At 58.7% G+C, this 11,997-nt stretch carries 10 protein-coding genes; 5 read left to right on the top strand and 5 right to left on the bottom strand.

The features are described from left to right. Window positions 1-103: 103 nt before the first annotated feature. The 3 genes from mtrA to HMPREF0045_RS08735 are packed head-to-tail and all read left to right on the top strand — an operon-like array spanning window position 104 to window position 4,243. Window positions 104-805, top strand: a complete 702-nt coding sequence (mtrA, locus tag HMPREF0045_RS08725) for an MtrAB system response regulator MtrA (RefSeq protein WP_005987561.1) — start codon at window positions 104-106, stop codon at window positions 803-805. Continuing rightward, on the top strand, window positions 805-2,538 hold the full coding sequence (gene mtrB, locus HMPREF0045_RS08730; RefSeq protein ID WP_005987563.1) for an MtrAB system histidine kinase MtrB: 1,734 nt from the start codon (window positions 805-807) through the stop codon (window positions 2,536-2,538). The genes mtrA and mtrB overlap by 1 nt, the downstream gene beginning before the upstream one ends. Next, window positions 2,525-4,243 (top strand): GerMN domain-containing protein, encoded by a 1,719-nt coding sequence (locus tag HMPREF0045_RS08735; RefSeq protein ID WP_005987565.1) that lies wholly within the window; start codon window positions 2,525-2,527, stop codon window positions 4,241-4,243. Before mtrB ends, HMPREF0045_RS08735 begins: the two co-directional genes overlap by 14 nt. Before the next feature lie 429 nt (window positions 4,244-4,672). Here the strand turns inward: HMPREF0045_RS08735 and hpf are convergent, their stop codons facing one another. Together hpf and HMPREF0045_RS08750 are read right to left on the bottom strand one after the other, a co-directional pair. Beyond that, window positions 4,673-5,302, bottom strand: a complete 630-nt coding sequence (gene hpf, locus HMPREF0045_RS08745) for a ribosome hibernation-promoting factor, HPF/YfiA family (RefSeq protein ID WP_005987566.1) — start codon at window positions 5,300-5,302, stop codon at window positions 4,673-4,675. 147 nt (window positions 5,303-5,449) lie between these two features. After that, window positions 5,450-6,256, bottom strand: coding sequence for a ComF family protein (locus HMPREF0045_RS08750; RefSeq protein ID WP_005987568.1), 807 nt, complete (start codon window positions 6,254-6,256; stop codon window positions 5,450-5,452). A gap of 366 nt (window positions 6,257-6,622) precedes the next feature. Here HMPREF0045_RS08750 and secA point away from each other — a divergent pair, with 366 nt between their 5' ends. Then, the gene (gene secA, locus HMPREF0045_RS08755) at window positions 6,623-9,343 is read left to right on the top strand and encodes a preprotein translocase subunit SecA (protein ID WP_005987570.1); all 2,721 of its coding nucleotides are present in this window, start codon (window positions 6,623-6,625) and stop codon (window positions 9,341-9,343) included. A gap of 105 nt (window positions 9,344-9,448) precedes the next feature. Here secA and HMPREF0045_RS08760 read toward each other — a convergent pair whose 3' ends face one another. Further along, complete coding sequence (locus HMPREF0045_RS08760; RefSeq protein WP_005987572.1) at window positions 9,449-9,943, bottom strand: Rv3235 family protein; 495 nt, start codon at window positions 9,941-9,943, stop codon at window positions 9,449-9,451. A 2-nt stretch (window positions 9,944-9,945) separates the two neighbouring features. Continuing rightward, entirely contained in the window at window positions 9,946-10,974 is a 1,029-nt protein-coding gene (locus HMPREF0045_RS08765; RefSeq protein WP_155813183.1) for a LysM peptidoglycan-binding domain-containing protein, read from the bottom strand. Window positions 10,975-11,162: 188 nt separating this feature from the next. On the opposite strand from HMPREF0045_RS08765, the gene HMPREF0045_RS08770 reads away from it, so the two are divergent. Further along, window positions 11,163-11,687 (top strand): hypothetical protein, encoded by a 525-nt coding sequence (locus tag HMPREF0045_RS08770; RefSeq protein WP_005987575.1) that lies wholly within the window; start codon window positions 11,163-11,165, stop codon window positions 11,685-11,687. 69 nt (window positions 11,688-11,756) lie between these two features. Here the strand turns inward: HMPREF0045_RS08770 and HMPREF0045_RS08775 are convergent, their stop codons facing one another. Further along, the gene (locus HMPREF0045_RS08775; protein ID WP_005987577.1) at window positions 11,757-11,972 is read right to left on the bottom strand and encodes a helix-turn-helix domain-containing protein; all 216 of its coding nucleotides are present in this window, start codon (window positions 11,970-11,972) and stop codon (window positions 11,757-11,759) included. Window positions 11,973-11,997: the final 25 nt, after the last annotated feature.

An 11,997-nucleotide genomic window follows, 5' to 3' on the forward strand; every position in this document is an offset into this window, starting at 1 on the left:
ATCCTGCCAGGTTTGGGTAACTTGCACCTACGCCTTGAGGAGGAGGTTTAGCTACTTCCTGTATAACCATGCAAAAATATGCTTTAAGTGTCACAATGTAGTTATGAGCACGCGTATCTTACTGGTAGATGATGATACTGCCCTGTCTGAAATGGTTGGCATGACCCTCGAAAGCGGGGGTTATGACGTGGTTTATTGCGCAGACGGTACGCATGCTTTGCAAGCTTTTACTATTAACCAGCCAGAGCTAGTGCTGCTGGACCTGATGCTGCCGGGCATGGATGGCATTGAAATCTGCCGCCGCATTAGGGCTATTTCTGACGTGCCCATCATTATGCTCACCGCCCGCAGTGACACCCAGGATGTGGTGGCGGGGCTGGAGGCCGGGGCTGACGACTATGTGGCTAAGCCCTTCAAAAACCGTGAGCTTATGGCCCGGGTACGTACCCGCCTGCGCCGCGTCAGCGACGTCGCCACTAACTCTGAGCCCCCCAAGGACAAACTGCGCATTGGCGATATTGACATTGATGTGCTTGCCCATGAGGCTCGCCGCGCCGGTCAAGTAGTGCCGCTGACCCCGCTGGAATTTGACCTGGTAGTGACCTTGGCGCGTGAACCCTGGAAGGTGTTTACGCGCGAAGAACTGCTAGAGCGTGTGTGGGGTTACCAGCACAGCGCCGACAATCGCCTGGTCAACGTGCATGTGCAGCGCCTGCGGGCCAAGGTGGAACTAGACCCCGAACACCCCAAGGTGGTTATCACTGTGCGCGGCGTAGGTTACCGCGCCGGTAGTGCCCAGGGCTGATGCGTGGCCTAGACGCTATACGCCAGTGGCTGGCGCGTAGCCCCCTAAAATACTTTCGCCTAGCCCTAGCACGTTCACTAGTGCTGCGCGTAGCCGTGCAGGTCATGGTGGTGGGGATGGTGTCAGTGCTAGCCCTGATCATCTTCGCCACTTCCTGGGTACGCTCCGACCTACTGCGCGAACGCCTAGACGCAGTAATTGCAGATGCCGATACGCGCGTGGCCACAGCCCAAAGCCAAATGGACGCCACCGCCGTCAACACCACGGCGGAAGTCTCGGCCCTGGCCCAAAGCCAAGTCACCTCCCTAAAAGACGCCATTAGCGGCGCCAACGGGGTGGGGGTGGTGCTAATGCGTTCGCGTAGCTCAAACTCCTCGATTGTTATTAACGACCTGTCTTCCACCTCCGGGTTACGCCAGGCCATTTCTAATGATCTAATCAACCAGCTGGAATCTAATCCGCACCGCCAATACTGGCAGTACGCCAAGGTGACCGACGACGGTAATGCGGTACCCGGCATTGTGGTGGCTAGCCAACTTACTTTGCCTTTGGCTGGTACTTACAACGTGTTCCTGGTGTATTCGCTAAAAAATGAGCAACACCTACTTGATGTGGCCACCCGCGCCCTGGTGTCGGGTGGAGCCATGCTGGTGGTAGCCATGGGAATTGCCGTGGCATTACTTACTTGGCGTGTGCTGCTGCCAGTTAGACGCACCTCGCTAGCTGCCCAGCGCCTAGCCGCTGGCAATTTTGGTGAGCGTCTAGAAATTAAAAGCCAGGATGAGGCTGCCTCCCTAGCGCTGTCTTTTAACAACATGGCTGATTCAATTGAAGCCCAAATTGATCGCCTAAGTGAGCTTTCGCGTCTGCAACAGCGTTTTGTTTCTGATGTTTCCCATGAGCTGCGCACGCCCATGACCACCATTTTGCTGGCTGGTGAGACCCTGTTTGATGCCCGCGATAACTTCAGTGATCCGCGCCTAAAACGCAGCACCGAGCTGCTATTTGGGCAAATTGAGCGTTTCGACAAGATGCTGGCGGACCTGCTAGAAATTTCGCGTTTCGACGCCGGCTCAGCGGCCCTATCTTTGCAGGAATGGGATGTGGGCGAAATTGCCCGCGACGTCATTGATTTTGCCCAGCCACTAGCTCAAGCTAACGGCTGCCAAATCCGCCTGCACATTGAAGGCAATAAGGTGACCGCCGTCGTCGACCACACCCGAATTGAGCGAATCCTGCGCAACCTGGTGGTTAACGCAACCGAACACGGCGAAGGCAAGCCCATCGATATCAACGTGGTGGGTGACGACACCGCTGTGGCTGTGCGGGTGCGTGACCACGGCATTGGCATGAGCGAAGAGGTGGCCGAGCACGTCTTTGACCGCTTCTACCGGGCCGATCCTTCGCGGGCGCGCAAAAGTGGGGGCACCGGGCTGGGCCTGTCGATTTCGCGTGAGGATGCTGCCTTACACAATGGCACCCTCAGCGCTTGGGGCTGGCCTGGTGACGGCGCCGCTTTCTTACTGCTTATTCCCCGCAAGCAGGATGTTCCTGCAGGTAGAGGCCCGCTGGACGTGATTCCTCCCGACGCCCCGCTGGAGGCTTTGGTTAAGGATGTGGCCGGGCATGTGGGTCCTAACCCTGAGCCGGTGCCGACGCCGTCGCTAGGGTTGCCGCTGCTGATTCCGGCTACGCGCTGGGCTGATGAGGAGGAGGAAAATGATGCCTCCTAACTCTGCTAAGCGCCTTCCTGACGCCAACTTTGCCTCACGTCTTGGCGCTAACTTTGCCTCACGTCGCGCCCTGCTCAAAGCCTCACTGCTGGCAGGGGCGGGGCTGGGGCTAGGAGCCTGCGCCACGCTGCCCACTAGCGGGCCGGTACGAGTGGCTGATCACGGGGTGCGCCAAGCCGATCTGGTGCTGCAATACGCCCAGGGGCCGGTTAAAGGCGCTAGCCCCACCCAGATCGTGGAGGGTTTCTTGCTGGCTTGCGCGGCCGGCTACTCTGACGAATTTGCTACCGCCCGCAGCTTCTTGCTGGGTCAGGCAGCTAGCTCCTGGCGTCCGGATGCCCAGGTGTGGATTTATGATTCTGCCGGCAATGCGCGGGTGACTGACGCCAGTGACGGCTCTATAAACGTCTCGGCCCCGGCCCTGGCCACGCTGGATGCTAAAGGTATCTACTCGGTGGCTTTTGGGGGAGCAAACCATGAGCTGACCTTGTCGCTGGCCACCGACGGGTCCGGACAGTGGCGTATTGCGGCGCTTCCCGACGGCGTTTTGCTTTCTGCTACTTCTTTCCAGAACGCTTTCGCGGCGCAAAACCTGTACTTTTTCAACCGTTCCCGCACTGCTTTGGTGGCCGATAGGCGCTGGGTGTTGCGCCGCAGGCTAACTGCTCACGTGGTTAGTGCGCTGCTGACCGGCCCGGCACCCTGGCTTAACCAGACTCTTTCTAGTGCCATTCCCGACGGCGTCACCCTGGGCAGTGGGGGAGTTGAGGTGAGCCAGGCGGTGGCCACCGTGGATTTATCCAGCGAGGTGGCTAACGCTTCGGCTAACGATAAGCAGGCGATTGTGCGTCAATTGGCCACTACTTTGGGACAGTTGGGCTCAGTTAACCAGGTGATAGTTGACTGTGGTGGCACAGTTATTGGCTCTAGTGCCACCATCCGCCAGGGCCATCGTTCGCCTGGTGCGGTGGTGGCCGCTAGCGCGGCAGGCCTGGTGCGCCTGGAGGGTAATAACACGAAGGTACTGCTAGATGCCGGCGCCCTAGGTGAAGGTATCAATGGGGTGGCGGTAGCCGACGCCAACACCATTTACCTGCAACGCAATAATGCTTTGGAGCGGCTGAGCGTATCTACCAAGACCCTTACGCAAGTAAATGGCGACACTGATTTAGGCCCGGTATGCGCCGATAATTCCGGCTGGGTGTGGCTCTACCAGGGCGCTAATGTGCTGGTTTACTCGCCTCAGGGGACGCGCTACACACTTGCTGTGCCCTCAAACCTGCCTATTGCGGCTTTTGATGTGGCTAGCGATGGCAACCGCCTGGCCTATGCGGTGGCCGTGGGTGAATCCATGCGAGTTTCAGTATGTGCGGTGGTGCGTGACGATAAGGGCGTGCCCACTGGGCTAGGCGAAGCATATTCGATTTACCAAACTGACGTGGCGGCGCTGAGCTGGGTTGATGAGGTGACCGTGGCGGTGCTGGCTACCGCTAATACTGCCGGGGTGGGGCAGCTGACCTACGCCCCAGTGGGTGGGATGGTAACCGATATGACTCAGGTCACTAATGCTGTGCGCCTGGTTTCAGGCAAGCATGGCGGGCAGGTATCGGTTCTGACCACCCAGGGGCAGCTGATGGTTTCTTCGGGTGCCACCTGGGTGCCCAGCTATTCGGGTCTGAGAGCGGCCACCTACAGCCGCGTCTAGCCTGCATATGTGTCACAGGCACAAATGAGGGTACAGACAAATACAGGCAAACACAGGTAGGTACAGGTAAACACAGACAAATACAGGCAAAATCGTCCCTTCCCTATAATTTAAACGCGTATTTTCATAGGCGACGGACGATTTTGGGTGTAAATGTGGGCCAGCGCCGGGCGCTTTACCTGTTTGTGCTGCCGACGGCGCCGCTCGCTTACCTGATTGAACTGCCGACGCCGCAGGGCTGGGTACCTGCGCTGCTAGCGTCGGGTGCAGCGCAGATATCTGCTGCCAACGGCGCCTGCCCAGGCGTAAACCGGCCCAGGCATAAAGAGCCGGGACATAAAAAGGGTGGCTGGGTTTCCCCAGCCACCCGTGCTGCATTAGCAGCCGTGGGCAGGCGTTTTAAAACGCTCTATGCCCCGCTTTAGGTGTCTACACCGTCTCTAGACGCAGTAGACCGTAGGTCCAACCTTTGCGGTGGTAGATCACGCAAGGCTGGCCGGAGGATGCTTCAACAAATAGGTAGAAGGAGTGGCCTACCAGTTCCATTTCGTAAAGCGCCTCTTCAATGGTCAAAGGCGTGGACTGGTGTAGTTTCTGGCGCACAATCACCGGGGAGTCGCCGATCTGGGATTCAACTACCTCACCGGGCTTGGTGGGCGGCAGTACGATTTCCTCAACCTCGGCCTCGGGGGCTACTTCGATACCCTGCTCAACTAGGGCCTGTTCGACCTCAGCGGTGATCATCGGGTAGCGGCGGTGGTCCTTCTTACGATCACGTGCACGACGTAGGCGCTCGAATAGCTTGTCGATAGCCAAGTCAAAAGCTGCGTAGCGGTCGCTGGAGCTGGCCTCTGCGCGGATAACCGGGCCCTTGGAGATTACCGTGAGCTCAACTCGCTCAGAAGTGTCTGCCAAACGGGGGTTGCGCTCGTGGCTGACTTCGATTTCTACTCGCTGTGCGCGCGGGTCGTACTGGGTTACCTTGCTGATCTTCTCTTCTGCGTAGCTGCGGAAGCGGGAGCTAATCTCAGCGTGGCGGCCTACAACCGTGATTTCCATAGTTGAATCAACCCTCCTTGGTTGTTTCCGAAACATACCAACGATTGGGATGGTGTGTTGTAAGACACACTATAGTACATGATCGTGTTCTGTGTCACCATTATTTTGGCTAGTACTCTGTAGGCGAAATCGTGTTTTGTGTTGAATTTAGGGCCGTGCTGTGCGTTTTTTGGTAGGGGCTGCAGCCAGTGTCCAGGCGCAAACGACGACGCCGCCTGCCGCCTCTATGGCTTTGGCGCTGGCTTCCAGCGTGGCTCCGGTAGTGACGACGTCGTCCACCAGCACTACCTGCCAGCCGGTAGCGTCGGCTAGGCACTTCACCTGGCGCTGAGCGCGTTGACGCGAGTTTTTACCAAGCTGCTTGCCTGAACGTAGACGCAGTGGATCGGCGCTGACCACAGCTATATCTAGCTGTGGAGCTAAATAATCGGTTAGACCTTGGGCTAATTGGCGAGCCACTAGGTTGGCGTGCCAACGCCGCGAAAGCTTAGAAGGAGCGTTAATGATTGCCAGGGGTTTATCTTTAGCGAGTTGGCAGGCAAGCCAGGGGACCATGGTGGCGGCGCCGTCGTTAATCCCAGCTAATACGGCGCCGGTGATAGCGCGGTGGCGACCGCTTTTAAAGCTGAGCACAATTTGGCGTAAAGCTCCCGCGTAGGTGCCTTGACTCCAGATGGCCAGATCTGTGGCTGGCAGTAAATCACTGTTGAGCAAGGTGGCGCTACGGCTTAGTAATTGCTGACACTGTGGGCATAGGTCTGTATCCCACAGGCCGCAACCAGCGCATTGGCGCGGCAAAACCAGCTGACCGGCGGTTCTGAATGGGGCGCACTTGAGGGCGATGGCCTTGAGGGCAGGGGGCCTGGAGGTAACGCCGGCGCGGCTTTCATCGCTAGAAGTAGCGTTGACTTTCGCAGTAGGAGGCCGGGCAAGAGGCATAAGAGCGTTAAACATAAATCAAATATCTCTAACATGATCTGCCGGCGCCAATAGCTAAAATAAATCTGTGGAAAACTCGCTCAAGCCCTGGTCAAGCCGGTAAGGCTGATGTGCGGCAGGTGCATGAAACATGAAGCTGGGGCTGTGAGAGCGCCTTAAAGGCGAAGCTGAGGCGCGTGAATTGGGAGGCGGTCGCCTGGCTGGCAAGCGCTTGAGCGATAAGCCCAAGCCCATAGTTTGATTTAGCGATGAGGCCAGGTGCACGAAAAGCAAATAGCGAATAGATTCAAAGCCTTAGCCGGGCGATAGTACGATAGACAAGGTTGAATATATTCAAATGGCTGCCCGTAACAGGCTTAAGCCAGCAAGGAGCTTGTAAGCGTGTCTATTGTTGACCGGATCCTACGCATCGGTGAAGGCCGGACCTTGCGAAAGCTAAGTGCTATCGCGGACCAGGTTGATGCTCTTGAAGATGACTACCGCAAATTCACTGACGAAGAACTGCGTGATCAGACCAAAGAGTTTCGCCAGCGCCTAGAAGAAGGCGAAACCCTCGACGATATCTTGCCTGAAGCTTTTGCAACTGTGCGTGAAGCTGCTGACCGCGTACTAGGCCAGCGCCCCTACCGGGTGCAGCTAATGGGTGGCGCGGCCCTGCACCTGGGCAACATCGCTGAGATGAAGACCGGTGAAGGTAAAACCTTGGTTGCCGCTTTGCCTTCCTACCTGCGCGCGCTAACCGGCAAGGGTGTGCACGTGGTTACCGTCAACGACTTCTTGGCTGAGTACCAGTCTGACCTAATGGGGCGTGTGCACCGCTTCCTGGGGCTGACCACCGGTTGTGTACTTGCTGGTCAGGACCCTTCTGAGCGCCGCAAGCAGTATGACTGCGACATCACTTACGGCACCAACAACGAGATGGGCTTTGACTACCTGCGTGACAATATGGCCCAGCGCCCTGAAGATATGGTTCAGCGCGGGCACAACTTCGTGATTGTTGACGAGGTTGACTCCATTCTTATTGACGAGGCCCGTACCCCGCTGATTATTTCTGGCCCTGCCGACGGCGACAACAACAAGTGGTACCGCGAGTTCGCTGAGATCGCTAACTTGCTAAAGCCCGTCAAGGACTATGAGGTAGACGAGAAGAAGCGCACCGTGGGTATTTTGGCCCCCGGTATTGAGAAGATCGAGGATCGTCTAGGCATCGACAACCTCTACGAAGCCGGCAACACGGCCCTGATCGGTTTCCTCAACAACGCCATCCGCGCCAAGGAGCTGTTCAAGCGCGACCGTGACTACATTGTTGCCGACGGCGAAGTGCTGATTGTCGATGAGCACACCGGTCGCGTGCTGGCTGGGCGCCGCTACAACGAAGGTCTACACCAGGCTATTGAAGCCAAGGAAGGTGTAGAGATTAAGAGTGAAAACCAGACTCTAGCTACCATCACCTTGCAGAACTACTTCCGTTTGTATCCGGAAGGTTCGCGCTCAGGTATGACCGGTACGGCCGAAACTGAGGCCGCAGAATTCGCTGGTACCTACAAGATCGGCGTCGTGCCTATCCCCACCAACAAGCCCATGATCCGCAAGGACCAGCCGGACCTGGTGTACAAGTCCGTCAAGGCTAAGTTGAATGCGGTAGTTGACGACATTGAAGAGCGTCACGACGCCGGGCAGCCGGTTTTGGTGGGTACCACCAGTGTGGAAAAGAGCGAAGAGCTCTCGGCTCTACTGCGTGAGCGTCGCATCCCCCACGAGGTGCTAAACGCTAAGCAGCACGCCCGCGAAGCCGCCGTCGTCGCCATGGCCGGACGTAAGGGTGCGGTAACCGTGGCCACCAACATGGCTGGTCGTGGTACTGACATCATGCTGGGTGGTAACGCTGAGTTCATTGCCGTGGCCTCCCTGAAGGAAGCCGGCCTGGACCCCATCGACACCCCCGACGAGTACGAAAAGGCCTGGCCGGCCGCCCTGAAGGCAGCCAAGGAAGCCGTCTCGGTGGAGCATGACGAGGTGGTGGAGCTTGGTGGTCTGTACGTGCTGGGCACCGAACGCCACGAGTCACGCCGTATCGACAACCAGCTGCGTGGTCGTAGTGGCCGTCAGGGTGACCCCGGTGAGAGCCGCTTCTACCTGTCCATGCAGGACGATCTGATGCGCACCTACGCCACTGGCCTGGCTCAGCAGATCATCTCCTCGGACCGTTACCCCGACGACGTGCCGCTGGAATCCAAGATGATCACCCGCAACATCGCCTCCTACCAGCGTCAGCTAGAAGCACGTAACTTTGAGATCCGTAAAAACGTGCTTAAGTACGACGACGTGCTCACCGAGCAGCGTCAAAAGGTTTACGACGAGCGCCGCATGGTGCTGCAGGGTGAGGACCTAGAGCCCCACATCAAGGCTTTCCGTGAGCGCGTGATTGCCAACGTGGTGGCGCAGCGCACCGCCGAGGGCCGCAGCGACCAGTGGGACCTGGACCAGCTGTGGAAGGACCTGTCCACTGTCTACCCGATGGGTTTGACCGTGGATGAGGTGGTCGACGGCGTAGGTGGCCTGGATGCTCTGACCAGCGAGCGCCTAGCTGAAGAGCTCACCGAGGACATGGCGGTGGCCTATGAGGACGCTGAAGCTAACTTGTCCGCTAACGAGCTAGCTTTAGCGCAGCTGGGTGAAGAGCCCATGCGTACCCTGGAGCGTCGCCTGCTGCTGGCTGTGGTGGACCAGCATTGGCGCGAGCACCTGTACGAAATGGACTACCTCAAGGAAGGTATTGGCCTGCGGGCCATGGCCCAGCGCGACCCGTTGGTTGAATACGCCAACGAGGGTGCCCACATGTTCAAGGCCATGATGGACGCCATTCGTGAAGACACGATTGAGCAGATCTTCGCTTACTGTGCCCGCTTTGAGGCCCAGGCTAAGCAGGTTGCCCGTGAAGCCGCCCAGGCCCGCGAGCAGGCCTCGATTATGGGGGACACCGGCCGTAAGGCCCTGTCCACCGGGGTGACCTACTCCGACGCCGACACTCAAGGCAGCGACAATCAGGGCAACCGCGCTGAGCGCCGTCGTCGCTCCAACAAGAAGCGTCGTCGCCGCTGAGCAAGTCTGGGGTACAGGGCCTGGGGTAGCTGAGCGGGTGCTTGGGGCAGCTGAGCAGGCCGCGCAGCCACAAAGCACCCAATACATAAAGCACCCAAGAATCCATTAGCCCATGTGCAGGTAGGTCATCACCCAGTGCCCGTGGCGCGACTGGATCTGGCAGGCACAGGCGTGGATACGCCCATCGTGGGAGAGCAGCACGCTAACCTCCCAACCACTGGCACTGGCCTGGGCCCGTACCGCATATAGGTAGGGGATCCGGGCCGGTTTGCCGACCTGGCAACGCACGGCCACCTGCGCGCGGCGGCTGAGCGCATCGTACAGTTCCGGGGTGAGCCAGCGGGCTAAATGCTGCGGCTGGCGCATTCCGTGCATGATTTCCCAGGCATAAACGGCTACCGTCCCCGCCCAGCGCCCTGGATCGGGTAGTTGCTGGTTTTGGGGCTGGTGGCTTTGCTGCACACTGGGCGCGGTGGGTCCATAGCCGACGGCGCCGCTTGCCTGGCGCTGCGGGCTGCGGGCGGTGGGCCCTGTGCTTTGGCTTTTTTGGGCGGCTTGCTGACGCGCGGTGGGCATGGTGGGTGCGTAAAGCGTGCTCATGGCTAGCCCTTAGTGGGAATCGTCAGCGTCAAGCCGGGACGAATCAAATCAGGATTAGAGCCAATTAACGCCGCATTGGCCGCAAAAATTTGCTTTGATAGCTGCGCTATCTGCCCGTTCGTGGGGGAGAGTACCCCATTTTGCCGCAGCCACTGGACGGAAATTGACCACAAGCTTTCGCCGGCTAAAACCAGGTGCTGGCGAATAACCGGGGCTGGTTTAGCTGCGGGAGCTGGGACGCAAGTGCCTGAGCGCTGCGCTCCGCTCGGCTTAGGGATAGCGCTTTTAGCGCTGGCCTTGCTGCCCGCTTTAGTGTCGGGGGCGGCTTTAACGGCGCCTGACTTAACGCCGCCTGACTTGCCAGCTCCCGACTTAACGCCGCCCGACTTACCGCCTGTCTTAGGGGCGGCTTTGGCCCCTGGTGCTTTGCCCGGGGCCTTAGCGCCAGGTGTTTTAGCTCCCGGGGTTTTAGCGCCCGGACCGCCAGTGCGTGGGTGGGCGCCAGTGCGTGGGTGAGCACTAGAGCGGCTAGGGCTGGCTGAGGCCCGCGTGCTAGGCCGGCTTGAGGCGCTGGGAGCTGCTGTAGCTCTGGCGCGGCTAGTGGGCGAGGCGCTGGTGGGCGAAGCGCTGGCCTGGCTAGAAGGCGAGGCGCTAGCCCGGCTGGTGGGCCGGGCACTAGGCGAAGCGCTGGCATGACTAGTAGGTGAAGCAGTGGCCGAGGTGCTCGCGGTAGGCCTGGGCCCTGGACCATGCGCACCCCAGCCCAGATTGTCGTCATTAGCGCTGGCCGGGGCGCAGCTAAGGGCAATAATGGTGGCCCCAGTTGCCAGTTTGCGCACCAAAGGCGCGCTGTGACGCAAATTTAAAGTGCGGTGAGTGCAAGCACTTAGCAACACCCATATGGCCCCAAGCGCGTGCCAAGCTACCAGTACGGCACCGGCCCCAGCAGCCAGGCCGGCCAGCGCAGTGCTGACATCCGCCATCGACCATAGCGACAAATACTGCAAAGACAAGGGCCTGAGCAAAGCCACGGCGGCTGCTATCAGCAAGACGCTCAGCGCTGTGCCGAGCCAGGCAACTAGGTGAAGACCTAGCCAACATTTTAGGCTCTTAGACATCGGTACACCTTCTTTGGTGAGGAGTAATGATGTTTAATTATGTTTTGCCGAAAGTGCCCTGTCAATAGTAAATGTGACTTTGGTTATGGCAATCTTGAATCATGCATTTAGAGAGCCTGCTAGCGGATCTAGATAGCCAGTTTGAGCAGTACGAACGCTCTGCCCGGGCAGCTCAGGCGTGGGAGCTGGCGGAGGCTGAAGCTGGTAGAACCGCGCTGGTAGATCGCCTGCGGGCGGTGGAAGGCGGTGCGCTTAGCGTGACCACCCGCACTGGGCGGGTAGTTAGCGGAAAGCTGCTGCAAGCGCGCCAAGAATTTTTGCTACTGCGCGCCGCCGACTCCAGTCAGATGCTGGTGCCAATGGGAGCAGTGGTTAGTGTGCGGGGCGTAGGGCGCCAGTTGGAGACGACGTCGTCGCAGCGGGTTAGCTACACGGTTGCGGCAGTTTTGCGCCAGATCATGCGAACTAAGCGACCGGCCAGATTCAACACGGCGGCGGGTGACATCACGGGAAGGATCATCCGCGTCGGTGCGGATCATGTGGACGTGCTGAGCATGGATAAGCGTGACTTATCGGATAGAGTCACGCTTATCCTGTCAGCAATCGAAATTGTGACCAGTATTTAGCCGCAAGCGGCTAATATTTAGGTCGTGCGGCCACTATCGCTACCCGAAATTGGGTGCTAGCGATAGTGCTTAGAGGTCTAGTCCGCCTTCGGATACGGCCTCGCGGGTGTGCGCATACTGCTTGTCGATGTAGTCTTCGAGTGCAGCTACTTCAATGCGCCATAGACCGCGAGCGCCAACCTGAATGGCGGGTAGCTCTCCGGTGCGGATAAGTGAACGGACGGCCTGGGCGGAAATCGATAACTGCTCGGCGACGTCGGCGATAGATAAAAATCGAGGTGCCATGACCTAATAATGTCACGGGTCAGCC

Origin of the sequence: Actinomyces graevenitzii C83, assembly GCF_000239695.1 — a bacterium.
GTDB lineage: Bacteria > Actinomycetota > Actinomycetes > Actinomycetales > Actinomycetaceae > Actinomyces > Actinomyces graevenitzii.